Annotated in this window: 27 protein-coding genes and 2 pseudogenes; 27 read left to right on the top strand and 2 right to left on the bottom strand. The window is 47.0% G+C overall.

From position 1 onward, the window contains the following. The first annotated feature begins 5 nt into the window (after positions 1-5). Positions 6-542, top strand: coding sequence for a ribosome-associated translation inhibitor RaiA (raiA, locus tag VNK96_08400; protein ID HWP31723.1), 537 nt, complete (start codon positions 6-8; stop codon positions 540-542). 29 nt (positions 543-571) lie between these two features. Here raiA and VNK96_08395 read toward each other — a convergent pair whose 3' ends face one another. Together VNK96_08395 and VNK96_08390 are read right to left on the bottom strand one after the other, a co-directional pair. After that, the gene (locus VNK96_08395; GenBank protein ID HWP31722.1) at positions 572-1,255 is read right to left on the bottom strand and encodes a ComF family protein; all 684 of its coding nucleotides are present in this window, start codon (positions 1,253-1,255) and stop codon (positions 572-574) included. Continuing rightward, positions 1,218-1,736 (bottom strand): DUF1854 domain-containing protein, encoded by a 519-nt coding sequence (locus VNK96_08390; protein ID HWP31721.1) that lies wholly within the window; start codon positions 1,734-1,736, stop codon positions 1,218-1,220. Before VNK96_08390 ends, VNK96_08395 begins: the two co-directional genes overlap by 38 nt. A 117-nt stretch (positions 1,737-1,853) precedes the next feature. On the opposite strand from VNK96_08390, the gene VNK96_08385 reads away from it, so the two are divergent. The 26 genes and pseudogenes from VNK96_08385 to fusA (VNK96_08260) all read left to right on the top strand — a co-directional run bounded on the left by VNK96_08385 (position 1,854) and on the right by fusA (VNK96_08260) (position 23,139). Further along, on the top strand, positions 1,854-3,980 hold the full coding sequence (locus VNK96_08385) for a hypothetical protein (GenBank protein HWP31720.1): 2,127 nt from the start codon (positions 1,854-1,856) through the stop codon (positions 3,978-3,980). A gap of 36 nt (positions 3,981-4,016) precedes the next feature. Continuing rightward, entirely contained in the window at positions 4,017-4,742 is a 726-nt protein-coding gene (gene kdsB, locus VNK96_08380) for a 3-deoxy-manno-octulosonate cytidylyltransferase (protein ID HWP31719.1), read from the top strand. Beyond that, on the top strand, positions 4,739-5,554 hold the full coding sequence (locus VNK96_08375; protein ID HWP31718.1) for a hypothetical protein: 816 nt from the start codon (positions 4,739-4,741) through the stop codon (positions 5,552-5,554). Before kdsB ends, VNK96_08375 begins: the two co-directional genes overlap by 4 nt. 71 nt (positions 5,555-5,625) lie before the next feature. Further along, positions 5,626-7,794 (top strand): bifunctional (p)ppGpp synthetase/guanosine-3',5'-bis(diphosphate) 3'-pyrophosphohydrolase, encoded by a 2,169-nt coding sequence (locus tag VNK96_08370; GenBank protein HWP31717.1) that lies wholly within the window; start codon positions 5,626-5,628, stop codon positions 7,792-7,794. Further along, on the top strand, positions 7,791-8,252 hold the full coding sequence (gene dtd / locus VNK96_08365) for a D-aminoacyl-tRNA deacylase (GenBank protein ID HWP31716.1): 462 nt from the start codon (positions 7,791-7,793) through the stop codon (positions 8,250-8,252). The genes VNK96_08370 and dtd overlap by 4 nt, the downstream gene beginning before the upstream one ends. A gap of 212 nt (positions 8,253-8,464) precedes the next feature. Continuing rightward, positions 8,465-8,848: a 30S ribosomal protein S12 gene (gene rpsL, locus VNK96_08360; GenBank protein ID HWP31715.1), complete on the top strand. Its 384-nt coding sequence runs from the start codon at positions 8,465-8,467 to the stop codon at positions 8,846-8,848. A gap of 15 nt (positions 8,849-8,863) precedes the next feature. Further along, the gene (gene rpsG, locus VNK96_08355; protein HWP31714.1) at positions 8,864-9,334 is read left to right on the top strand and encodes a 30S ribosomal protein S7; all 471 of its coding nucleotides are present in this window, start codon (positions 8,864-8,866) and stop codon (positions 9,332-9,334) included. Positions 9,335-9,347: 13 nt separating this feature from the next. After that, the gene (gene fusA / locus VNK96_08350) at positions 9,348-11,459 is read left to right on the top strand and encodes an elongation factor G (protein ID HWP31713.1); all 2,112 of its coding nucleotides are present in this window, start codon (positions 9,348-9,350) and stop codon (positions 11,457-11,459) included. Between the two features lie 15 nt (positions 11,460-11,474). Further along, positions 11,475-12,677 (top strand): elongation factor Tu, encoded by a 1,203-nt coding sequence (tuf, locus tag VNK96_08345; GenBank protein HWP31712.1) that lies wholly within the window; start codon positions 11,475-11,477, stop codon positions 12,675-12,677. Positions 12,678-12,749: 72 nt separating this feature from the next. Beyond that, a complete protein-coding gene (gene rpsJ, locus VNK96_08340) occupies positions 12,750-13,061 on the top strand; it encodes a 30S ribosomal protein S10 (GenBank protein ID HWP31711.1) in 312 nt (103 codons plus the stop codon). Between the two features lie 20 nt (positions 13,062-13,081). After that, complete coding sequence (rplC, locus tag VNK96_08335; protein HWP31710.1) at positions 13,082-13,708, top strand: 50S ribosomal protein L3; 627 nt, start codon at positions 13,082-13,084, stop codon at positions 13,706-13,708. A 4-nt stretch (positions 13,709-13,712) separates the two neighbouring features. Beyond that, positions 13,713-14,378 carry a 50S ribosomal protein L4 gene (gene rplD, locus VNK96_08330; protein HWP31709.1) on the top strand — a complete coding sequence of 222 codons (666 nt, stop codon included), beginning with the start codon at positions 13,713-13,715 and terminating at the stop codon, positions 14,376-14,378. Continuing rightward, on the top strand, positions 14,371-14,688 hold the full coding sequence (rplW, locus tag VNK96_08325) for a 50S ribosomal protein L23 (protein ID HWP31708.1): 318 nt from the start codon (positions 14,371-14,373) through the stop codon (positions 14,686-14,688). Before rplD ends, rplW begins: the two co-directional genes overlap by 8 nt. A 3-nt stretch (positions 14,689-14,691) precedes the next feature. Beyond that, positions 14,692-15,522, top strand: coding sequence for a 50S ribosomal protein L2 (gene rplB, locus VNK96_08320; protein HWP31707.1), 831 nt, complete (start codon positions 14,692-14,694; stop codon positions 15,520-15,522). A gap of 3 nt (positions 15,523-15,525) precedes the next feature. Next, a complete protein-coding gene (gene rpsS / locus VNK96_08315; protein ID HWP31706.1) occupies positions 15,526-15,810 on the top strand; it encodes a 30S ribosomal protein S19 in 285 nt (94 codons plus the stop codon). Further along, positions 15,807-16,532 (top strand): hypothetical protein, encoded by a 726-nt coding sequence (locus VNK96_08310; protein HWP31705.1) that lies wholly within the window; start codon positions 15,807-15,809, stop codon positions 16,530-16,532. The genes rpsS and VNK96_08310 overlap by 4 nt, the downstream gene beginning before the upstream one ends. Next, positions 16,529-17,254, top strand: coding sequence for a hypothetical protein (locus VNK96_08305; GenBank protein HWP31704.1), 726 nt, complete (start codon positions 16,529-16,531; stop codon positions 17,252-17,254). The genes VNK96_08310 and VNK96_08305 overlap by 4 nt, the downstream gene beginning before the upstream one ends. Positions 17,255-17,256: 2 nt before the next feature. Next, positions 17,257-17,832 (top strand): 50S ribosomal protein L22, encoded by a 576-nt coding sequence (gene rplV / locus VNK96_08300; GenBank protein HWP31703.1) that lies wholly within the window; start codon positions 17,257-17,259, stop codon positions 17,830-17,832. Position 17,833: 1 nt separating this feature from the next. Continuing rightward, positions 17,834-18,481, top strand: a pseudogene (rpsC, locus tag VNK96_08295) (30S ribosomal protein S3). A gap of 179 nt (positions 18,482-18,660) precedes the next feature. Further along, positions 18,661-19,071 (top strand): annotated as a pseudogene (gene rplP / locus VNK96_08290) (50S ribosomal protein L16). Positions 19,072-19,181: 110 nt separating this feature from the next. Further along, entirely contained in the window at positions 19,182-19,394 is a 213-nt protein-coding gene (gene rpmC, locus VNK96_08285; protein HWP31702.1) for a 50S ribosomal protein L29, read from the top strand. Next, positions 19,391-19,657, top strand: a complete 267-nt coding sequence (gene rpsQ, locus VNK96_08280) for a 30S ribosomal protein S17 (protein ID HWP31701.1) — start codon at positions 19,391-19,393, stop codon at positions 19,655-19,657. Before rpmC ends, rpsQ begins: the two co-directional genes overlap by 4 nt. A gap of 22 nt (positions 19,658-19,679) precedes the next feature. Continuing rightward, complete coding sequence (gene rplN, locus VNK96_08275) at positions 19,680-20,048, top strand: 50S ribosomal protein L14 (protein ID HWP31700.1); 369 nt, start codon at positions 19,680-19,682, stop codon at positions 20,046-20,048. Beyond that, a complete protein-coding gene (gene rplX / locus VNK96_08270; protein HWP31699.1) occupies positions 20,048-20,410 on the top strand; it encodes a 50S ribosomal protein L24 in 363 nt (120 codons plus the stop codon). Before rplN ends, rplX begins: the two co-directional genes overlap by 1 nt. Positions 20,411-20,442: 32 nt before the next feature. Beyond that, positions 20,443-21,069, top strand: coding sequence for a 50S ribosomal protein L5 (gene rplE / locus VNK96_08265; GenBank protein HWP31698.1), 627 nt, complete (start codon positions 20,443-20,445; stop codon positions 21,067-21,069). Positions 21,070-21,072: 3 nt separating this feature from the next. After that, complete coding sequence (gene fusA, locus VNK96_08260; protein ID HWP31697.1) at positions 21,073-23,139, top strand: elongation factor G; 2,067 nt, start codon at positions 21,073-21,075, stop codon at positions 23,137-23,139. The last annotated feature ends 64 nt before the right edge of the window (positions 23,140-23,203 follow it).

Genomic DNA, 23,203 nt, shown 5'->3' with positions numbered 1-23,203 from the left:
ATCATATGGAACTCATCATTCGAAGCGCAGAAGGAACCGTCCCAGAAAGAGATAGAGAATATGCATCGAAGCGTCTTTCGAAACTCGAAAGGTTTTTCGAAAAGGCTACTAAAGCGGAGTTGGTGCATCATGAACAAAGGGGTCGTCATCGAGTCGAAGTGACGGTCTATGCAGACGAATTCACCGTGAGGGGGGAAGAGCAAGACGTTTCGCTCAGGGCTTGCATAGATAAAGTGTCCGAAATTTTAGAGGCGCGTCTGCGAAATTTGAAAGAAAGATTAGTGGATGCTCATCGTCGGGGAACGGCGAAAATCCCCCCCGCTCTTATAGAAAGTGGTATCGAAGTATCAGAAGCTGGGAAAGACCAGATTGTAGAAAGAAAAAGATTCGAGCGAAAGCCTATGTCTCCAGAAGAAGCGATTTTGGAGATGGAATTGTTAGGCGATCCTTTCTTTGTATTCGAGAATGTCGAAACCGGCGACATTACCGTCTTGTATAAGCGTAAAGATGGGACGTATGGAATTTTAGAGCCTGAACCATAAAAATGTAAGATTTTTCTGATAAAGTAGCCTTACGGTAATTCTCTTGCGTAGGTGATCCCCCCCACCCAGCGAGCACCCGCTTCTCGCAATGCTTCAGCACATGCTTCGAGAGTTCCCCCACTCGTCACGATGTCATCCACGATAACCACACGCTTTCCTGTACATGGCTTTGCGCGAAAAGAACCACGCAACTTCATCACTCTTTCTTTTCCTTTCATGCGAGCCTGGTGTGGAGTCGGGCGAACACGTTCCAATAAATTCATGTCTACGAGTTCTGAAATCCCTTCGCATAAAAGTTCTGCCTGATTGAATCCTCGCTCTGTTCTACGAGACCAGTGGATGGGAACAGGAACGATAATATCGAATTCAGGGACTTCCAAAGTCAGTGCTCGTATTGTCTCACGAAGGAATGGTGCTAAAGCCATTTGTCTTTCATATTTGAAAATTCGAACTGCAGCGCCTGCCACACCGTCGTAATCGTATGCTGAACGCAAATAGTCGAGTTCTCTCATCCATCGACAAAACTCGCAATTTTCCATTTCTCCGATGCCGCATCTATCGCAAGATCCTTGTGGAAGTTTCTTTTGCGCATTCCAACAATCGTCACAAAATGCTTTTTCGGGAATTTTGCGGCAAATAAGGCAATGCGAAGGAGAAAGGAGTTCCCACGCAAGATTAGAAAAGCGACTCAAAAAGTGCACGGCTTTTTGCATCGAGTTTCTCGAGGTCACGGATTTCGTAGCGCTGTCCATCCATACTGAAAATCTGCCACCGTCTCGGCGCTACCTCATGGATGGAATCTCGAACCCCTCGCAAATAAAACTTTATCCGACCTCTCTGTGTTTCGACATCCCAGATCCACATGGAAGCGTCCGGTACTAAGGAATGGATTTTTTCGATGAGTGGAGTGAAGTATTTTCGGTCTAGCTCGGCTTCCAGCACGGCTCTCGAGGCGACATCCATGCTCGACAAATTTCGCAATATGCCAATTTCTTTATCGGTGTGGTCTCGCAGACTAATAAAATCATCCGGGTGCGTCAAGGGGAAGCAGCGGTATGCTTTTACTTCGAGAAAACACACTTCGTCTTTTATCTCGCATCGAGGGCGAGCGTTTTGAGACGGGTACCAAAGGCGCACACGGCTCGCGTCGAGGTAACGAGTTTCCTCGAGAATTCTGGAAAATGACTCAGTCAACAATCCGGTTTTTACCTTGGATTTATCTATGAAAGAAGGTCGTATAAAAATATTTTGGAAAACATCCCGCTCCCTCGGGTGTGGTAGAAGACCTAAAATCTAAGCAGAGATAAGAAAATGCAGTTCGACTCGAAAATTAATGCCGATAGACCTGTACCGGTTCTTTTAGGAAACGGTCGACTGGCGACAATGGTTGGAAGGACAGGCTTCCATGACGACCCGCGAGAGTGGGAAGAGCATTTGGCTTTTTTACAGGAGTTCGTCGTTGCGGGAAGGCGTTTGAGTGGGGCGCATCATCCGCTCGTTTCTTTCGGGACATTGCGAAGGACGCTTTGGGTAGATGGAGAAGAACCGAGACTTTTAGAGCACGCCCAAACCTTGCACACGGAATATGCAGAGTTGCGAACGAGGCTCATGTACGAAACGCTTTTGGAATCTACGAAGAGTTGTGTGCTCGCTCATCGCAATTGCTTTGTCGCAGAGACCAGGTTAAGCAATCATTCAACGAGAGAAGTTCGCGTATTGATGCTTCTTTCGTACGAGTTCGGAGAAAGAGGATTTCCAGGTGGAATTAAAGTCGAAAGAAATCGTGACTTATCGTTTCCCTATTTCGATTGGGAAACGCATGATAACCTCGGAGTTTTATGGCTTTTATCCAACGAAGACTATTGGGTTTACGATGAAACGAGTGCAACCTTGAATATAGACAAAGTCATCGAGCCTGGGGAAGAAGTCGTTATTCGGTGTGTATTCGGAATCAGCGACCGTTTAGAATATCAAGATTTGTTTTCTTTAGAAAAATACGAGGAGCAAATGAACAAGCACGTGCAAGCATGGAGGCAATTTTGGGCGAAAAGCGAACTTTTTACAGGAGAAGAAAGGGTAGATGCTTTTCGGGAAATTTCTTTATACACGATTGCGAGCCAAGCAACGCCCTGGTCGATTCCTCCTTCACTCACTCATCAGCACTGGGGGGGTGGAGCCTTTCATGACGAGTATTATCCTTTCAACGCTCTTCTTTCGGGGGGGCACGAGGATTTGGCAAAAAGGGTTCCTTATTTTCGGCTTACGACCTTGCCCTCTGCAATACAGCGTGGACGAGGATTAGGCGCTCTCTACCCCTGGAGTTCTACCGAAACAGGAGAGGAAAGAGACCCTCACGGGCATTGGTATAGCGAACGATTCCATTTAGGTCTAATCGCTGCATGTGCTTGGAACTTATGGCTTTATGATAGAAAAATCGAAACTTTAGAAGAGTTTTATCCGGTTCTCAAGCAAATCGCTCGCTATTTCGAGAATGTGATGCTCGAACGAGACGAAAAAGGAGCACTGCAAACGAAAGCATGTACGGATTTCGATGAGTCCGTAGGGCAAGTTTCGAAAGGACCGTTTACGATGGCAGCGGCAACTTTCGTTTTCGATAGAGCATGCGAGGCTGCGAGGAGACTCGGTGTGGATAGAGAAGTACGAATGCGCTGGGATTCTTATGCAAAGCAACTAAGGCAAAACTTTCCTGTCGACCTCTCATCGCGCAGATACGCAATTACCGACGGCAAACCTCTACACTCATCCATCATTGGTTACGTCGTGCCATTTTTCTGCGATGAAGGAAGTGAATTTGCAAAGAATAGCGTGAAAACCGTGCACGAAACCATGAAAGGTGGAAAAGGTTTCCGTCCGGGCTTCAACGAAGTTTATGAAGGCACGAGTTGGATTTGGACGGCTGGGCATTTGGGAATGTGTCATGGCGTTTTAGGAAATACCGAGGAGTTATGGGAATGTTTGAAATTAGCGCCCGAGTCTGCCGGACAATTTTTATCTCCTAATGAACATCTCGATCGCGAGGGACAGCCGGTAGTCCCTTGGTTCACCACAGGCTGTGGGGCTTGGCTTACTGCGCTTCATTGGATGTTTGCACGCGTAGACGACAACGGAGAGCATCTCCTTCCTGCCGTACCGCAAAGTCTACAGACATTTCATTTTAGAGGACTGAGACTTAGTCGCGGTGTCTCTGCTGCAATTCGTTTCGAAGAGGGGCGGCTGGTTTATCTATCGCTGACCTGTTCAGAACCTCTCACATTTACTTTCGACATACCTGAGCGTTTCGTAGCCGACGTTCTGTCGAAGGAGATGGTGAAAATTGTTGACCTGGGGGGTGTATGGAAAATCCAAGTAGATTTGCTCCCCGGAGAAAATACACTCGTGGAAGAAAGCCCGAAATCTACACCTAAAATCGTCGGATAGTCTAAAGGCGGGATTCAATCTGTGTAAGATAAATTTATGGATGTCATTGCTGTCATTCCCGCTCGAATGGGTAGCACGAGGTTTCCAGGAAAGCCATTGGTTTTATTGGCAGGGAAGCCTATGGTGCGGTGGGTTTACGAAGCTGCAAGAAAAGCAAAATTTCCCAAAGCGGTGTTTATTGCCACACCCGATGAAGAAATTCTGCAAGCGGCTAAAAAATTCGGGGCTGAGTGCATTCGAACGCGCTCTGACCATGAAACGGGAACGGACAGGATAGCCGAGGTGGCGAAATTGTTAGGCAAGGCTGCGTATGTCAATGTGCAAGGGGATGAACCACTAATCGCTTCGGAAACTATTGACGCATGTGCAGAGCCCCTTTTTCATGAGTCGAGAGAAATGAGCAGCGTTTACGATTGGCTCACTCGAGAGGAAGAAAACGATTCCTCCGTCGTCAAAGTCGTAACAGACCTCGAGGATTGCGCGTTGTATTTTTCTCGCTCGCTCATTCCATTTCGCAGAGCAGAAAACAATTTTCCGATGAAAAAGCACATCGGTGTGTATGCTTATACATCCGATATATTGGAGAAGTTTTCTCGATGGGAGCCCACACCATTGGAGCGCGCTGAAAAACTCGAGCAATTGCGCTTTTTAGAACATGGCGTAAAGATACAAATGTCCTATGCACGAGGAACGCGCGTTAGCGTGGATACCCCCGAACAAGCAAAGATTGCAGAAAATTTTTTACGAGAGGTGGTTTCTTGATTTTAACTTTGTCCTTTTTCGCTTTTATTCAGATGAGCGCAGTCGAAGCGCAATTCGAACTTCCTGACGACCCCCTTCGTGGCTTGGCTTTGGAAAGAAATGGCGATGTTTTATTCGGAACATTCGATGACCGCACGAAGACGAGTAGGGTAGGTGTTTATAAGATTCAGCAAGGAAAACTCGTCTTGAAATCGTATTATCCCCCCCAGTTTAAAGGAGACCTGGACATTATTCCTACGAAGAATGGAATGTTCGTTCTGGACTATGATGGGGAGAGTCTTTATTCGTTGCGAAAGAATGGAAGCATAGAATGGAAAACGAATGTAAAAATGCCGCATGGAATGCGAATAGATTCGCAAGGAAATTTATGGTTCTTTTTCCCGTCCGGGATGGTCTTTAGAAAAACTAACGACAGTTCTGAAGTCGAACCCCTCTTGCTCCCGAATGGTAAAGAATTTTCTCACTATACGATGTTGGATATTGCGCCACTTCCGAAAGGGGATTTTTATTTATTAGATGAACAAGGCAAACTATATTATGTGGGCTTAGATAAGAAAAAAACGTTTGTCCGAAATCTTTCTTCGAGTCGCATACTGGTGACGCCGCAGGGAGATTTGATTACGTTCGTGAACGGGGCTGTGTGTAGACTAAATCGGGCAGGGGATTTGCGAGTCCTTTGGTCTCCCCCGAGGCAGGTAGGCGCTCAGGTTTGCTTCATGGATTGGACTTTCGACGGCAGGCTGTTGGTTGCCGCCAAGGTGGGAGAACGACGCGGGATTGCGTGGTTAATTAAAAAGGAGGCATTGAAATAGCACTGACTGCCGAAAAACTCGTAATTCCTGCGGATTGGGAAGAGCCTGAGCATCTGACAGAACTTCTTTCCATGATTCGAGAGCAGCATCCCAAAGCGGATGTGCAAAGGATTCGTCGCGCGTATTACCTTGCTGAAATCGGGCATCGTGGCCAAACGCGTAAAACCGGCGAGCCTTATGTGATGCATCCATTAGCAGTCGCGAAGATCCTTGCCGAGCTGCACATGGATACGGATACCATAGCCGCAGGCCTCTTGCATGATTTGATAGAAGATACACCGATAACCCGTGAGCAAATCCGTGAAAACTTCGGAGAAAGCGTACTTTCTTTAGTCGAAGGGGTAACGAAGTTAGAGTTTCCTCCGCTTCCGAAATTGAGCGAACAACGCATGGCAGCGGAAAAACGCGAGCGCTTCGCTGAGACTCTGAAAAAAATGCTCATCGCTATGGCGACGGATATCCGCGTTATGGTGATTAAACTCGCTGACCGTTTGCATAACCTTCAAACTCTGCAAGTGTTAGACGAGGAAGCACAAAAAAGAATTGCGCAAGAGACTTTAGAAATTTACGCACCACTGGCGGCGAGACTCGGGATATGGCAAATCAAATGGCAGTTAGAAGATTTGGCATTTAAATTTCTTTATCCTGAAGAATTCGAACGAATTTCGGAATTAGTCGCTAAAACGCGCACGAGCCGAGAGCAAGAAGTTCATGAAGCCATAGTGATGATCAAAGAAAGGCTCGAACAAGCAGGCTATCATCATTTCGAAGTTACAGGAAGGCCGAAGCATCTATACAGCATCTATCAGAAAATGGCGATTCAAGGCTTCGAATTCGAAGAAATTTACGATTTGCTCGGAATAAGGATTATCGTGGATACGGAGGCGGATTGTTATAAAGTTTTAGGCATCGTTCACGAGTTATGGATGCCCATCCCCGGTTTATTCTTCGATTACATCGCTAAAGCGAAACCTAACGGCTACCAGTCTCTACACACGAAAGTCGTAGGACCGAGAGGTGAACCATTAGAAGTGCAGATTCGCACTTTCGACATGCATCGGACTGCGGAATATGGCGTCGCTTCTCACTGGCAGTATAAGCCGGGTGACAAAGGGAAACTCTCTGCTACCGACCAAGCAAAAATCAATATGCTTCGTCAACAGATTTTCGAATGGTCTAATGAAACTTCACGAGGAACCGACTTCCTTACGCTCGTTAGCAATGACCTATTCGGTGAACAAGTTTTCACTTTCACCCCGAAAGGGGACGTCATTGATTTGCCGAGGGGCGCGACTCCGATTGACTTCGCATTTCGCGTTCACACGAACGTCGGTTTACACACAGCAGGTGCTCGTGTAAACGGACGAATCGTTCGTTTGGACTACGAACTCGATAACGGAGATATCGTCGAAGTGATTACCCGAGCCAATGCTTCACCTAGTGTGGATTGGCTGCGATTCGTAAAAACCGCAAGTGCGCGGGCAAAGATTCGTGGTTACTTGAGGCAAGCGAATAAAGAGGTGAACGCTCAGCGCGGCAAGGAAGCACTCGAACGCGAACTCAAATCTATGGGTCTTGACCATAGAGCAATTCTCACAGAAACCAAGCTCGAAGAAACCGCTCGCACTTTGCATAAAAACGACGCGAAGACTCTTTTGGCTTTAGTAGGGGAAGGGCTCGTTCCTGTTCAACGAGTTATAGCCAAACTTACCGCAGAAGCAAGAAAACGAGAGGGAAAAGCAGGATTAGCCATCCGTCCGGGGGGAATTACTCAAGAAGTACTGCTTGCTCCTGGGGATGTGGATAACGTGGCTTTTCGACGTTCGAGATGCTGCTTGCCTGTTCCTGGCGATGAAACTGTCGGATTTATTTCGAAAGGTCGAGGAATTATTCTTCACCGGAAACTGTGTCCGAATTTCCAAAAAACCGCAGAGTCGGAGCCTAAACGTGTGGTCAACGTGAATTGGCCTCGAGATGGAAAAAACCTTTACCCTGTGAACCTACGAGTGCAAACGGTAAACCGTCAAGGCTTGCTTGCGGAAATAAGCAGTGTCCTCAGCGAGACGAAAATTAACGTTAGCGCAGCTACTATTCGCACCTTACCTAACCAGACTGCGTTGCTTGACCTAACTGTAGATGTGCACGACCTCCACCATCTCCAAAGCATGATAAACAAACTAAGCGTTATGCAGGATGTGATTAGCATCCAGAGGACATTCGGAGGAAAGGCGACTAAGTGAAGGCAGTCGTGCAACGAGTGCGTTCTGCCTCGGTTAATGTGGATGGGCGTATAGTTGCAGAAATTGGAAAAGGTCTTTTAGCCCTCATCGCTGTACTTAAAGATGACACGGAAAAAGACGCAGTCTGGATGGCTACGAAGCTCGCAGGGTTGAGGGTTTTCGATGACGAAGCCGGAAATATCAACCTCTCTTTGACCGACGTCGGAGGTTCGCTACTTCTCGTGAGCAACTTCACTATTGCAGGGGATTTGAGTCGTGGTCTCCGACCGAGTTTTATCGAAGCCGCCTCCTTCGAAGAGGGGAAGCGCCTCTTCGAAAGATGCGAACAGGAACTTCGGAAGTATGGAATCCCCGTCGAGGTAGGGATTTATGGGGCGGATATGCTCATTGCTCTCGAGAACGAGGGTCCCGTAACCTTGATCTTGGATTCCAAAGTTCGAAGATGCTCACAAGCATAGTAAGAGGCACTTGACTTATCACGAGAATTCGGCTATAATAGTCTTCAACAATTTAAGCAATCCTGCTTAATATCAAGCGCATAGGAGGACCCGCAAAGCCAGGGAACTTCAAAAGAAGAATTCATTGACAAGATATCGAATGTGGAGACCCCTGTGTCGCTGAGTAAGACCCAGGGGTTTCAAAACGTTAAGCAGTGATTTTGGAATAGAAAATGCCGACAGTAAATCAGTTGATTCGTTATGGTCGAAGTCAGGTGAAAAGAAAGTCGAAGTCACCTGCACTACGAAGAAACCCGCAAAAACGGGGGGTATGCATTTACGTGCGTACCATGAAGCCGAAGAAGCCGAACTCGGCTCTTCGAAAGGTCGCGCGCGTGCGTTTGACGAATGGCATAGAAGTTACGGCATACATTCCCGGAATCGGGCATAACCTTCAGGAGCATAGCGTAGTGCTCGTTCGGGGGGGGCGTGTGAAGGACTTGCCTGGCGTCCGATATCACATCATTCGTGGCGCTGAACAAGCTGCGGGCACGAGCGACAGGATGCAAGGAAGAAGTAAATACGGAACGAAAAAACCGAAAACGAGCGGAAAATAAAAGAGAAAACTCACCATGTCGAGAAAAGGGAAAATTGAAAAGCTTGAAGTGTTGCCTGACCCGATATACGGGTCGGAGCTGGTTCAGCGTTTCATCAATCGGCTCATGGTGGATGGGAAGAAAAGCAAAGCGGAAAAGATTTTTTACACAGCATTAGACGTGTGTGCGGAAAAGGCGAATAAGCCTCCTCTGGAAGTTTTTGAAAAAGCCTTGCAAAACGTCATGCCCGTTATGGAAGTGCGTCCTCGACGTGTAGGAGGGCAAACCTATCAAGTCCCCATGGAAGTTACACCTGCACGTAGAAGGACATTGGCAATACGATGGCTCGTAACGTTGGCGCGAAAACGGCAAGGCAAATCTATGGTCGAAAAACTTAGTGCAGAGTTATTGGATGCCTACAACAACACGGGTTCTGCGGTGAAGAAGAAAGAGGACACTCACCGCATGGCAGAGGCGAACAAAGCCTTCGCGCACTTTAGGTTTTAAGGACGATTCTTCTATGCCACGCACAGTACCTATCGAATTCACGCGTAACATCGGCATCGCAGCACATATAGATGCCGGCAAGACGACCACGACTGAACGCATCCTCTATTACACGGGGAAAATCCATCGGATGGGAGAAGTCCACGAAGGAACTGCAACGATGGACTGGATGGTTCAGGAGCAGGAAAGAGGCATTACCATTACCAGCGCGGCGACTTCTTGCTATTGGCGCAATCACAGAATCAACATTATCGATACACCGGGTCACGTAGACTTCACGGTCGAAGTCGAACGCTCGCTCCGTGTTTTGGATGGCGTCGTAGCGGTATTTTGCGCAGTGGGGGGGGTGCAACCGCAATCGGAAACGGTTTGGCGGCAAGCGAATAAATACGGAGTTCCTCGAATCGTCTACATCAATAAAATGGACCGGCTGGGTGCAGACTTTTTCGGAGTGACAGAAAAAATCAAACAACGCCTCGGCTGCAAGGGAGTACCTATTCAAATTCCTATTGGCCAAGAGAACGAGTTTGCAGGCGTAATTGATTTAGTTACGATGCGGGCGAAATATTATCCAGAAGAAAAAAAAGGAGACGAAATCGAAGGAGAAATTCCTAAAGAACTTGCAACGCAAGCAGCGCACTATCGAGAAAAACTCATTGAGGCTTGTGCAGATGTTGACGAAACCATCATGGAGCGTTTTCTCGAAGGGCATGAAATCACCACAGACGAAATCTTGAAAGCCTTGAGAAAAGGAACCCTAACCAACCAACTCGTTCCCATTTTATGCGGAAGTTCCTTCAAAAACAAAGGCGTTCATCAACTCTTGGATGCGATTGTCAATTTCCTTCCGAGTCCATTGGATATCGGCCCTGTAAAAGGAGTGAATCCCAATACGGAAAAAATTGAAGAGAGGTATCCTGACGATTCACAACCTTTATGCGCGCTCGCTTTCAAAATCATGAGTGACCCATACGTCGGTCGTCTAACTTATTTACGGATTTACAGCGGTACCCTCAAAAAAGGCAAACAGTGTTTGATTTGCTATCGCGATTCTCAGACAAACCAGTTTCGTGTTCGAAAAGAAAGAGTCAGTCGAATTCTGCAAATGCATGCAAATAGCAGGGAGGACCTCGAGGAAAGTTATGCAGGAGATATTGTCGGGGTAATCGGTCTCAATGATGTCATCACTGGCCAAACGGTATGCGATGTCGATGCTCCGCTTGTGCTCGAAGCGATCAAATTCCCCGAACCCGTTATCTCCATTGCGATCGAGCCGCGTTCGAAAGCAGACCAAGAAAAATTGAGCAAAAGTCTACAGCGCTTAGCGCAAGAAGACCCGACATTTCGTGTTACAACGGACCCAGAAACCGGTCAAACCATCATCAGCGGGATGGGAGAACTTCATCTCGAAATCATTGTTGACCGTTTGAACCGCGAATTCGGAGTGCATGCAAAGCAAGGAAAACCGATGGTTGCATATCGTGAAACGATTCGCACTCGCGCAAAAGCAGAAGGAAAATACATAAGGCAGACCGGTGGTTCGGGACAATATGGGCATGTATGGCTAGAAATCGAGCCTCTGCCACCCGGCAGTGGATTTGTTTTCGAAAATAAAATCGTCGGTGGAGCGATACCGAAGGAATTCATTCCCGCTATCGAAAAAGGAGTGCGCGAAGCGATGGAGAGCGGGGTTTTGGCAGGCTACCCAGTGGTAGACGTGAAGGTTAGCCTGATAGATGGAAGTTATCACGAAGTGGATTCCAGCGAAATCGCATTTAAACTTGCTGCGATAAATGCATTCCGTGAAGCTATGCGAAAAGCGAATCCTGTTCTCAAAGAACCCGTTATGGAAGTCGAAATTACGACACCGGAACAATATTTGGGGGACGTTATAGGGGATATCCAAGCAAGAAGAGGCACTATCGAAAGCACAGAGCCAGCGCCGGGTGGCCTTCACGTAGTAAAATCACAAATCCCGCTCGCAGAGATGTTCGGGTACGTAACTGCTTTACGGTCGTTGACTCAAGGGCGGGCAACACCGCATATCACTCCGTCGCATTACGAGGACGTTCCTCAAAGTGTGGCGGAAGAAATCATCGCAAAGACTCATGGTACGAAAAAATAAGGAGGTAATAATCGGATGGCAAGACCAAAATTCGAAAGAACGAAGCCTCACGTAAACGTGGGGACAATTGGCCACGTCGACCACGGGAAGACGACGCTTACTGCCGCGATCACTGCAGTTCTCGAAGCAAAAGGATTGGCAGAACGCAAAAAATACGAAGAAATAGACGCCGCTCCCGAAGAAAAGGCTCGTGGCATCACCATCAATATTTATCACGCGGAATACGAAACTGACAAGCGTCACTATGCGCACGTAGACTGCCCAGGACATGCTGACTATATCAAAAACATGATTACAGGGGCAGCACAAATGGACGGTGCGATTTTAGTCGTCAGTGCAACGGATGGTCCCATGCCGCAAACGAGAGAACACATCCTGCTTGCTCGTCAAGTAGGTGTCCCGCGCATCGTCGTATTTATCAATAAATGCGATGCTGTCGAAGAAGAAGAACTGATAGATATCGTGGAAATGGAAGTTCGTGAACTTTTAAACAAATACGGCTTCGATGGCGACAACACTCCAGTAATTCGTGGTTCAGCACTAAAAGTGATGGAGCAAAACCCCATCAATTTGGATGACCCATGGACGAAGAAAATTTTAGAACTCATGGACGCAGTTGATAATTGGATTCCCGAACCTGTTCGGGAAATCGACAAACCCTTCCTAATGGCTGTCGAAGACGTGTTCACGATTACCGGTCGAGGCACCGTTGCGACGGGTCGTGTCGAAAGAGGACAACTCAGACCGATGGAGGAAGTCGAAATCGTAGGACTTCGTCCTGAACCCATAAAAACAGTGGTAACTGGAATCGAAATGTTCAGAAAGACCCTCGATTATTGTCAGGCAGGCGACAATGTAGGTCTGCTTTTACGAGGCGTCGAAAGAACGGACATCGAGCGCGGAATGGTCATCGCAAAGCCGGGTTCGATTAAGCCACACACCAAGTTCGAAGCGGAAGTTTATGTATTAGGAAAAGAAGAAGGTGGACGACACACTCCTTTCGTATCGGGATATCGTCCTCAGTTTTATTTCCGAACGACGGACGTCACTGGCGAAATCACCCTTCCACCCGGCGTGGAAATGGTTATGCCCGGAGATAACGTGACTATGACCGTGGAACTCATTGCGCCTATCGCGATGGAACAAGGTTCGAAGTTCGCCATTCGAGAAGGCGGCAGAACCGTAGGCGCAGGGACGATCACCAAAGTCTTTGATTAACTTCTTGGGGGGCAGTCTGAAAAGGCTGCCCCAAAATTTTGTATGAAGGAACACTAAGGAAAAAATAAAAGAATGCGAGGCGAAAGAGTAAGAATCAAACTGCAAGCGTACGACCATCGTGCTTTGGATCAATCCGCGCAAAAAATCGCGGAAACAGTGAGAAGAACAGGCGCGCGACTGAGCGGACCTGTTCCGCTACCGACTCGCATTCGCCGTTTTTGTGTCATCCGAGGTCCACATATTGACAAAGAATCTATGGAGCATTTCGAAATTCGTCTCCATAAGCGACTAATCGATATTTTGGATCCTACGAGCAAAACCATCGATGCGTTGATGCGATTAGATTTACCCAGCGGTGTAGATATCGAGGTGAAGCAGGCATAGTTTGTTTTAGAGAAGAAAAGATGTTATCGGGAATTGTAGGAAGAAAAATAGGAATGACCCACCTCTTCGATGAAGAGGGCAGAATGGTGCCGGTTTCGGTAATCCAAGCCGGACCTGTTTACGTAACTCAAATCAAAACTAAAGAAAAAGACGGATACGACGCGATTCAAGTCGGTTTTCAAGAAACGAAATCGAAGAAATTGAAATTTCCGGAAATCGGACATTTGAAGAAAGCCGGAGTAGGACCATTAAAGGTGCTTCGGGAATTTCGTGGCAATTCTTCGCAAGTGCAACTCGGGCAAAAAATTACAGTCGAAATTTTCCAACCGGGAGAAAAAGTCAAAGTAGTGGGAAGAAGCAAAGGTAGAGGGTTTGCAGGAGCAGTTAAGCGTTATGGTTTTTCCGGTCAATTTATGACGCACGGTTCGATGACTCACCGACGTCCGCTTTCTTCCGGCGCAACTGGTCCACAAAGAGTTTTCAAAGGGATGCGAAGACCTGGACATATGGGAGATGTTCGCGTTACGCAAATCGGGCTTAAAGTCGTGAAAGTTGACCCGGATAAAAACTTGCTTCTCGTGAGTGGTAGCGTACCCGGCGCGAATGGAAGCATCGTAGAAATTCATAAAGTCGAGGGAAAAGTTTAAAGCGATGAAGTTGAAAGTTTTAGATTCGAAGGGAAAGGAAAAGGGAGAAATAACCCTCGGCGAAGCCTTTGCGAAATCCACTCCAAATAAGTGGCTTTTGCATCGTGTGGTTGTCGCTGAAGAGGCGAATCAACGACAAGGCACACATAAAGTCCTTACACGTGCAGAAGTAAGGGGGGGTGGAAGAAAGCCCTGGCGGCAGAAAAAAACAGGTCGTGCGAGACAAGGCTCGATTCGAGCGCCGCATTGGCGTCATGGCGGCGTAGTACACGGACCCGTTGTTCGAAGTTACGCACAAAAAATAAACAAAAAAGAAAAACGGTTAGCGCTGCAGGAAGCATTCGTCGCAAAGGTCAATTCGAACGATGTGGTCGTAGTGGATGAGATTCGATTCGAAGAACCGAAAACGAAAAAAGCTGTGGAACTTCTCAATAATGTAGGCGTGAATGGAGCGAGAACGTTGGTGATTTTGCCGGAATACGATGAAATGGCTTTGTTGAGTTTCAGAAATCTTCCGAATGTCGAAGTGCGAACCGCCCCAGCGCGTCCTGATGAAAAGGGGAACGCACCACGCACGCAAGCATTTAGTACACGTGATTTATTAGTTGCACGAAAAATCGTAGTCGCGAAAGAAGCGCTTTCGCGAATTCAGGAGGCATGGAGTGAATAAAACTCCTGATAACATCATTATCAAACCTGTGTTGACAGAAAAAAGCGTCCGTCTCGGAGCGGAAGGAAAGTATTTCTTTTACGTGCATCCTGATGCGAATAAAGTTGAAATCGCCAGGGCTATCGAAGAAATCTACAACGCAGGAAAGAAAAAGAAAGACCGCATAAAAGTGAGCAAAGTGAATGTCATCAACGTCCATGGCAAATCGGTTAGAAGGCACACCTTGCGTAAAGCAGGGAGGCGCGCAAATCGGAAAAAAGCGATAATCACCTTAATGCCAGGCCAGCGTTTAGAGGGCTTCGAGGTGTAATTTATGGCAACACGACGATATAAACCGACTTCCCCTGGAACGAGATTCCGAATCATTTCGGATTATTCGGAGATAACACGACGCGAGCCTGAAAAAAGTTTGACAGTCGGCATTCCGAAATCCGGTGGGAGAAATCATACGGGCAGAATAACGGCGTTTCATCGCGGTGGGGGAAGCAAAAGACTTTATCGAATCATAGATTTCGCTCGGAATAAGGACGGAGTTCGCGCGAAGGTCGCATCTATCGAATACGACCCCAACCGTAGCGCTCGCATCGCTCTTTTGCATTATGAAGACGGTGAAAAAAGATACATTTTAGCGCCGAATGATTTGAACGTAGGAGACATCGTGGAAAGCGGAGAAGGCGTAGATATACGCCCGGGAAACTCCCTTCCTTTAGCGAACATTCCTTTGGGAACGATGGTTCATAACATCGAACTGCAAGCAGGAAGGGGGGGGCAGGTCGCACGAGCGGCTGGTACGTCAGCACAGGTAATTGCGAAAGAAGGAGCATTCGTTACTCTCCGAATGCCGAGTGGAGAAATGCGTATGTTTCACGGAACATGCCGCGCAACTGTGGGAGAAGTGGGAAACGCACAACACGAAACAGAATCTTACGGGAAAGCGGGCGTGAAAAGAGGAAAGGGACGGCGTCCCCATGTACGTGGCGTGGCAATGACACCTCGCGACCATCCGCATGGTGGGGGAGAAGGAAAATCTCCAGTGGGTCAACGCAAAGGTCCTCGAGATAGATGGGGACATAAGGCTTTGGGAGTGAAAACGCGGAAGAACAAGAAAACGGAACGATTTATCGTGAGGCACAGGAGTAAATAAGTTATGCCGAGAAGTTTGAAGAAAGGACCGTTCGTAGACGAGCACCTTTTGAAAAAGGTGCAAAAACTCAACGAAACGGGTCAAAAGGCTTTGATAAAAACCTGGTCTCGTCGCAGTACGATCACTCCCGATTTTATCGGTCATACCATCGCAGTGCACGACGGGAGGAAACACATCCCTGTTTACATTACGGAAAATATGGTGGGGCATAAACTCGGTGAATTCGCTCCTACTCGCACTTTCCGTGGTCACGGTGGAGAAGAACGAGCGGCGAAGGTGAAAGAATGAACAAACTAATTTTTGTATCGATTTTGTTATCTATTGCGTTTGCAGCGCTCTCGCTTACACGTATTCAAGAAGCACCGAAAAGCGTTAAATTAGAGCGCACTTACAAAGACGGAGAAAGTCAGGACTACACATTTAGTGTCACCTCGAAGCCCCCCGTTGCAGGTGGGCAAGAGATGAAAATCAGCGGTGAAGCGACGGTTCGCGTCGTGAAACTTTTGAGCGATGGGAAAGCAGAACTCGAATCGAAAGTTACCAAACTAACTCTCAACTTTATGGGACAAGACACCCCGGCTCCGGAATTGCCTGACCCAGAAACCGATGTTTACGGCAAAAACGGAGTACCTGTAAAAGTCGAATTTACGGAAGATGACGACCCGTTTTTTGCGATTCCTTTTATTCTGGTTGATTATGTGCCTGCCTCGGAAGTAGGAATAGGTGCAACTTTTCCTTTGAAATATCAGCCCGAAGGAAACCAATTGAAAATAGAAGGCGAAGGGAAACTCGTTGCAACTGGTCGCTTATACGAAGAACGCGTAGCGAAATTGGAAATCAAAGCCAAAGGAACGACGAAGGACGGCATCGAAGCCGATGTGGAGTACACGAGTTATATGCGTCTGGATAACGGTCGTTTGGTGAAAGCAGAAGGTACGAGCAAAGCAAAAACACCGGATGGTGAAGAAATAGAAATAGAATTCGTAATCGCGAAGGTGAGAACGAAATGAAAAGGATAATAAAAATGAAAAAAATGATTGTATTTCTTGCAATATGCGCCTCTTTGACAGCGAATGCTACTCAAGACACTGTAAAAACCGCCCAAGACACTATAAAAATAGAATATCAATGGAAAGAGGGTGATTCGGATACCTATCAATACAAGATGTCCGCTGTCACCGCAATGGGTGATTTCGTGATGGGAATGAAGGTGGCGCAGAAAGTCACCAAAGTATATGAAAATGGAGACGCGGATGTCCTGTTCTCATCTTCGGAAACGAAGATAACCGTCAACGGACAAGAAATGCCAGGAGGACCGCAAGGAGCCCGTTCCTATACGATTCGGTTCAACAAGCAGGGAGTTCCGGTCGGTGAAACGCAGCAAGGCGGCAACTTCGCAGGGATGTTTCGTTACATTCGAATTTTAAGCGATAAGCCGCTCAAAGTCGGCGAGAGCATCAATGTCGATTATACGAATCCGCAAAACACAAAAAACACAGTAAAAGGAACGATTACATTGGAGAGCATCGAAAAAGGTATGGGGAAATTCATTTCGAAATTCGATATCACTACTCCACAAACGGAAAAACCCCTCAAACTCGTTATGACTTCTTGGATCGATGTTGCAACGAGCAAATTGGAAAAGGCAGAAGGAACGATAAGCAACCTGCCGTCATCCAGTGCGGGGCAAGTAGATGCAATCCAGTTCGTTGTTGAAAGAATAAAGACATAAGCATGGAAGTAACTGCAGTAGGAAGACGTTTTCGAGTACAGCCGAGAAAAGTTCGGCTGCTCATCGAGCACATTAAAGGAAAGCACGCTCTTTGGGCATTGTCCCTTCTTCGCTATCATCCCAGCAAAGGTGCGAAGATGCTCCGAAAAGTTATCCAAAGTGCAGTGGCGAATGCCGTTGAAAACGCAGGACTTGACCCTGAGTCTTTAGTGATTTCGAGGATTCAGGTAGACGATGGACCACGATTGAAACGCTATGAACCAAAGGCGATGGGTCGAGCAGGTGTGATTCTTAAAAGGACGAGCCATATTTCTGTTGTCCTCGAAGACAAAGAACCTTTCCAAGTGAAACGCTCGAATGCAAAACCAAAACCTCGCCCTAAACTCGAGTGGGAAAAACCTAAAAAGGAACTAGCGAAAAAGGTCAAAGACGAAGAAACCGTAGAGGAAACTGCAGAAGGTATGGAAGCAGCCGCAACAACAGAATCAGAACAAGAGCCCGAAACCGTTCAAACAAGCGAAGAAGCGAGCGAAGAAACGAAAGAGACAACGAGCGAAGAAACGAAGGAGGAATCATAACTTGGGACAGAAAACACATCCGATAGGATTCCGTATAGGTGTTATTCGCGAACCCGATAGCCGATGGTATGCGAATAAAAAACAATATCCTACTTTTTTGAAATGCGATTGGGAAATTCGCAAATATATTAAAGACCGACTTGGAAAAGGAACCGTCAGCAGAGTAGATATCGAACGCTCTGCGAATAAAGTTCGCGTAACGTTATTCACTGCAAGGCCTGGTGCGGTAATCGGTAGGGGGGGGAAAGGTATCGACGAGATGACGAGAGATTTGGACAAAATCGTCGCACAGTACGAGAAGAATGCTCGAGTGCATGTCAACGTGACCGAGGTAAGACAACCGGAATTAGACGCCCAATTGGTGGCAGATAATATTGCATTGCAAATCGAAAGAAGAATTGCTCCTCGACGAGCGATGCGCCAGGCGATAACACGCGCCTTGAAAATGAATTGTAGAGGGATGAAGATTATCGTAAGTGGCAGATTGGGCGGAGCAGAGATTGCACGCAGCGAGCAGGAAAAATTCGGAAAAATTCCGTTGCACACGCTTCGAGCAGACATTGATTATGCAATGTCTGAAGCACAAACGACTTACGGTGTAATCGGTGTCAAAGTTTGGATTTATAAAGGCGAAGTGTTGCCCGAAAAAGGCCTACTGGTAGAAAAACCCGAGAAACCCGAACGAAAGATTACAGAACCGGTACCTCAAGAGGCTTTGCCTGTGGAAATCCCCGAAGTTCCTCCTATTGCTGAAGAAATAGAGGAAGTATTAGAAAAAGAAATAGAAGAAGAATTAGAAGAAGAACACGAGAAGGGGGTAGTGCATTAATGTTGATGCCTAAACGCGTCAAGCATCGAAAAGTCGCTCGAGGACGAATGAAAGGGAAATCCAAAGGAGCTACAAAACTCGATTTCGGCGACTATGGTTTGCAAGCGCTCGAGCCGGGTTGGATTTCCAATCGTCAAATAGAGGCGGCGCGAGTCGCGTTAGCACGCGCGGTAAGGCGTGGAGGAAAAGTTTGGATTCGCATATTTCCCGATAAACCTTTTACCAAAAAACCCGCAGAAACCAGGATGGGCTCCGGGAAAGGAAATGTGGAGGGTTGGGTGGCTGTGGTGAAACCCGGGCGTGTGCTTTTCGAAATGGGGGGGCTTCCCAAAGAAGCAGCCCAGGAAGCTATGCGGCTTGCAGGCCATAAATTACCTATAAAAACGAAATTTATAACAAGACAGGATATGCCCGACCACGCTGAAGTCTCCCCAGCAGAGACAAGTGCTGTCGAACCTAAGCCGCCGAAGTTCGTTTTAGAGCGCCGTAAGGGTACGCAAGCAAAAGAGGAAGAAGCGTAATGAAACCACTGCGGACGAAAGAATTGAGAGAAAAAACTCTCGAAGAGTTGGAAGAGATGCTTCAAAATGAGCGTCTCGCTCTCTTCGAACTCCGTAGAAAGATGGCATTGAGAGATTTAAAAGATGTAAAATCCGTAATGATGCAGCGACACAACATCGCGCGCATCCTTACGGTGATCACCGAAAAACGAAAAGAAGAAATAAAGGCATGACCCAAAACGGAAAAGTGAGAAATCGCAGAAAAACTCGAAGCGGCGTTGTCGTTTCGAACAAAATGCAAAAGACTGTCGTCGTTTCCGTACAACGACGAATTCAACATCCTTTATATCTTAAAACGGTGGTACGCAGTAAAAAATACAAAGCACACGATGAAATCGGTTGCGATATAGGTGACTTAGTAGAAATTATGGAGACGCGCCCGCTGAGCAAAGAAAAGCGTTGGCGCGTAACGAAGATACTGAAGAAAGTGCAATAAGAATTTCTCTAAAACAAAGGCAATGATACAACAATATTCGAGACTAAAAGTTGCAGATAACTCGGGAGCACGCGAGGTGATGTGTATTCGTGTGCTTAAGGGTTCGCAACCGCGTTATGGAACGGTTGGCGACGTTATTGTTGCCTCCGTGAAAGCCGCCGCGCCGAACATGCCCGTCAAAAAAGGCGAAGTCGTAAGAGCGGTGATCGTGAGAACGAAAAAACCGGTTCGCAGACCCGATGGAAGTACTTTACGTTTCGACGATAACGCCTGCGTTCTGATTACGACTACTGGTGAACCGAGAGGGACGCGAATTTTCGGGCCAGTAGCACGCGAACTTCGAGATAAAGAATTTATGAAGATCGTGTCTCTCGCGCCGGAGGTTATCTGATGGGAAAAGTCAAATTGAAAATCAAAACGGGAGATACAGTAGAAGTGATTTCCGGAAAAGATAAAGGACAGCGCGGACGAGTGATACGCGTCATTCCAGAACGTATGATGATTGTCGTCGAAGGCCTTTCGAAAGATAAAGAAGGTAAACCCGTTCCTCTCAATGCCGTGACGAAACATCGAAAACCGCGTAATCCTCAGCAACAAGGTGAAAGAATCCGCGTTCCCGCTCCACTTCATATCAGTAAGGTGAAACTGGTAGATCCGCATTCCGGAAAACCGACCCGCGTAGGGAGGAGAATGGAAGATGGCAGGTGGGTGCGTTTTGCAAAGGTAACCAACGAAACCATCGACATTAAATAAATTGACATTAAATAAATGACTGCGAATAAGAAATGGCAAAGAAAGAACAAGCGATAAAAGAAAAAAAAGAAGGAAAACAAGCAGGTGGTACGGCTGTTATCGAAAAGCCACCGCGCAGCCGCTTGCGTGATTTGTGGCAGGAACGTATCGTCCCCGAAATGATGAAGGAATTCGGTTACACGACGCCGATGCAAGTTCCGCGCATCGAAAAAATCGTAGTGAATATGGGGGTAGGCGAAGCAACGAAGGACAGCAAGGCTCTGGATAATTCCATTCGTGACTTGACTCTCATCACCGGTCAGAAACCCGTTGTCACTTTGGCGAAAAAATCTATTTCGAACTTCCGTATTCGGAAAGGGATGAAAATCGGATGCAAAGTTACTCTACGAGGCGACAGGATGTTCCATTTCTTGGACAAACTGATAACGGTCGTTTTGCCACGTTTGCGAGACTTCCAAGGCTTGAATCCACGTTCCTTCGATGGGCACGGGAATTATGCAATCGGATTGAAAGAACAACTCGTCTTTCCTGAAATTGACTACGAAACGTTCGATAAAATACGCGGGATGGATATCGTGATATGCACTACCGCACGAACAGACGAAGAAGCACGAGCTTTACTGAAAAAAATGGGATTGCCTTTTAGGGAACGCAGTTAAGATATGGAATACAAAACGGAAAATATTCGCAATGTAGCCATAGTAGGACACGGTGGGGCTGGAAAGACAACGCTCGTAGAACAAATGCTTTGGGCTGCAGGTGCTATAGACCGTTTGGGAAGCGTTGACCAAGGAACTTCTCATTCCGATTTCGAAGCGTTAGAAATAAAACGCAAAATCAGTTTGAGCGCATCGATTCTTTCGCTCGAATGGAAAGGAACGAAAATCAACATTATTGACGTCCCGGGCTTTCCCGATTTCATCGGCGATTTATATGGGGTGGCAAGAGTCGTAGAAGCGATGATTATCGTAACACCTGCGCAAACCGTACTCGATGTGGGTTTCGATAATGCTTGGGAGCTTGCAGAGGAACAGGGAATTGCACGCTTAATTTTCGTCAATAAAATGGAACGAGAGAATGCAGATTATCCAGGGCTTATGAAGACTTTGGAAAATCGCTTCGGGAAACGCGTCGTTCCGCTTCAAGTCCCTGTAGGTTCACAGTTGAATTTCAAAGGCGTGTATGACTTGATTGACAACCGCGTTCATCTCGGTGATGTAAAAAACGAAAAGAAAGAAGAACCTACAGCGGATATCAAGTTGGAAGCACAGAAAGTAATGGAATGGATGATGGATTCCGCTGCTGAAGGTGATGACTCTCTCATGGAGAAATATCTCGAAGGACAGTCTTTGTCCGAAGAAGAAATTACAAAAGGTTTGGAAGCAGGGGTGAGTTGCGGCAAAATATTTCCAGTTCTTTTGGGGAGTGCTTCTATGGGGATCGGTGTAATTCCGTTACTCGACCATATCGTAGGTCTTGTACCGAATCCCACAGAGAAACCAAAGAAATCGAATGAAGAAGCAATAATTCCTGACACGACAGCGCCTTTATGTTGTTTCGTATTCAAAACGACAGCAGACCCGTTCGTCGGACGAATCAACTACCTTAGAGTAATGCAGGGAACATTAAAGCCGGATAGTCAAATCAAAAACGCAACTACCGAAGAAGCAGAGCGAATAGGAACACTATTTTTCCCGCGAGGAAAAGAACAATTACCCGCATCTGCCGTTATCGCAGGGGATATTGCCGGAATTACAAAACTCCAAAAAACGAAAACCGGAGATAGCCTGTGCGACCCGAAGAACCTCAAAGCACTTAAATCTATTGAATTTCCGGAACCAATTTATCGTTTAGCAATTGTTCCCAAAACGAAAGCCGATGAGGATAAGTTAGGAAATGCAATTCAACGACTCGCTGATGAAGACCCGACTTTTCGTCATCATCGAGACCCGGAAAGCGGACAGTATTTAATAGAGGGGATGGGAGATATCCACCTCGATGTCATTATCGAAAAACTCCGAGAAAAATTCGGAGTAAACGTAACTACCGAAGAGGCGAAAATTCCTTATCGTGAAACGATAAAAGTCCCCGCAAAAGCGCAAGGAAAGTATAAAAAGCAGTCAGGCGGGAGAGGACAGTATGGAGACTGCTGGGTCGAGCTCACACCTTTGCCTCGCGGTTCGGGTTTCGAATTTACGGACTCCATCGTCGGCGGGGTCATTCCGAAGAACTATCTTCCGGCAATCGAAAAAGGTGTCGTCGAGGCAAAACAGAAGGGTGTCATCGCTGGTTTTCCTGTAGTAGATTTCAGGTGCAACGTCTATCACGGGAGTTATCACGAGGTGGATTCGAGCGAGCAGGCGTTCAAAATGGCTGGTGCTATGGCTTTTCGGGCGGCAGCCCAGCAGGCTCAGCCCACGATTTTGGAACCGATATTGTCCGTCGAGATAGACGTCCCGGAGGAATTTACAGGAGACGTCATCAGCGACCTGAACACCCGCCGAGGAAGACCGATGGGTATGGAGCTTATTGCTCCTGGAAAACAGAGGATTTACGCTGAAGTACCTATGGCGACGATGACCAAATATGCCCTCGACCTTCGCTCCATAACGAAAGGAAGGGGGCGCTTTAGGACCAAGTTCGCGAGGTATGAAGAAGTCCCTGCGAACGAGCAACAAACCTTGATTGCCGAGTATCAGAAACGCAAGGCTCAGGAGCAAGAGGATTAAATTCGGGTATGATATCTGCCCCTTTCTCGAAAATGGGTCTTGCCAGCGTGTGTAATGAACTAAC

Source organism: Fimbriimonadales bacterium, assembly GCA_035559795.1.
GTDB lineage: Bacteria > Armatimonadota > Fimbriimonadia > Fimbriimonadales > ATM1 > DATMAR01.
This window is presented reverse-complemented; position numbering and strand designations above follow the sequence as displayed.

Excerpts from the sequence above, each read along its gene's own strand:
- raiA (HWP31723.1), top strand. The coding sequence starts at position 6 with ATGGAACTCATCATTCGAAGCGCAGAAGGAACCGTCCCAGAAAGAGAT.
- VNK96_08395 (HWP31722.1), bottom strand. The coding sequence starts at position 1,255 with ATGCAAAAAGCCGTGCACTTTTTGAGTCGCTTTTCTAATCTTGCGTGG.
- VNK96_08385 (HWP31720.1), top strand. The coding sequence starts at position 1,854 with ATGCAGTTCGACTCGAAAATTAATGCCGATAGACCTGTACCGGTTCTT.
- kdsB (HWP31719.1), top strand. The coding sequence starts at position 4,017 with ATGGATGTCATTGCTGTCATTCCCGCTCGAATGGGTAGCACGAGGTTT.
- VNK96_08370 (HWP31717.1), top strand. The coding sequence starts at position 5,626 with ATGATTCGAGAGCAGCATCCCAAAGCGGATGTGCAAAGGATTCGTCGC.
- rpsL (HWP31715.1), top strand. The coding sequence starts at position 8,465 with ATGCCGACAGTAAATCAGTTGATTCGTTATGGTCGAAGTCAGGTGAAA.
- rpsG (HWP31714.1), top strand. The coding sequence starts at position 8,864 with ATGTCGAGAAAAGGGAAAATTGAAAAGCTTGAAGTGTTGCCTGACCCG.
- fusA (HWP31713.1), top strand. The coding sequence starts at position 9,348 with ATGCCACGCACAGTACCTATCGAATTCACGCGTAACATCGGCATCGCA.
- tuf (HWP31712.1), top strand. The coding sequence starts at position 11,475 with ATGGCAAGACCAAAATTCGAAAGAACGAAGCCTCACGTAAACGTGGGG.
- rpsJ (HWP31711.1), top strand. The coding sequence starts at position 12,750 with ATGCGAGGCGAAAGAGTAAGAATCAAACTGCAAGCGTACGACCATCGT.
- rplC (HWP31710.1), top strand. The coding sequence starts at position 13,082 with ATGTTATCGGGAATTGTAGGAAGAAAAATAGGAATGACCCACCTCTTC.
- rplD (HWP31709.1), top strand. The coding sequence starts at position 13,713 with ATGAAGTTGAAAGTTTTAGATTCGAAGGGAAAGGAAAAGGGAGAAATA.
- rplB (HWP31707.1), top strand. The coding sequence starts at position 14,692 with ATGGCAACACGACGATATAAACCGACTTCCCCTGGAACGAGATTCCGA.
- rpsS (HWP31706.1), top strand. The coding sequence starts at position 15,526 with ATGCCGAGAAGTTTGAAGAAAGGACCGTTCGTAGACGAGCACCTTTTG.
- VNK96_08310 (HWP31705.1), top strand. The coding sequence starts at position 15,807 with ATGAACAAACTAATTTTTGTATCGATTTTGTTATCTATTGCGTTTGCA.
- VNK96_08305 (HWP31704.1), top strand. The coding sequence starts at position 16,529 with ATGAAAAGGATAATAAAAATGAAAAAAATGATTGTATTTCTTGCAATA.
- rplV (HWP31703.1), top strand. The coding sequence starts at position 17,257 with ATGGAAGTAACTGCAGTAGGAAGACGTTTTCGAGTACAGCCGAGAAAA.
- rpmC (HWP31702.1), top strand. The coding sequence starts at position 19,182 with ATGAAACCACTGCGGACGAAAGAATTGAGAGAAAAAACTCTCGAAGAG.
- rpsQ (HWP31701.1), top strand. The coding sequence starts at position 19,391 with ATGACCCAAAACGGAAAAGTGAGAAATCGCAGAAAAACTCGAAGCGGC.
- rplN (HWP31700.1), top strand. The coding sequence starts at position 19,680 with ATGATACAACAATATTCGAGACTAAAAGTTGCAGATAACTCGGGAGCA.
- rplX (HWP31699.1), top strand. The coding sequence starts at position 20,048 with ATGGGAAAAGTCAAATTGAAAATCAAAACGGGAGATACAGTAGAAGTG.
- rplE (HWP31698.1), top strand. The coding sequence starts at position 20,443 with ATGGCAAAGAAAGAACAAGCGATAAAAGAAAAAAAAGAAGGAAAACAA.
- fusA (HWP31697.1), top strand. The coding sequence starts at position 21,073 with ATGGAATACAAAACGGAAAATATTCGCAATGTAGCCATAGTAGGACAC.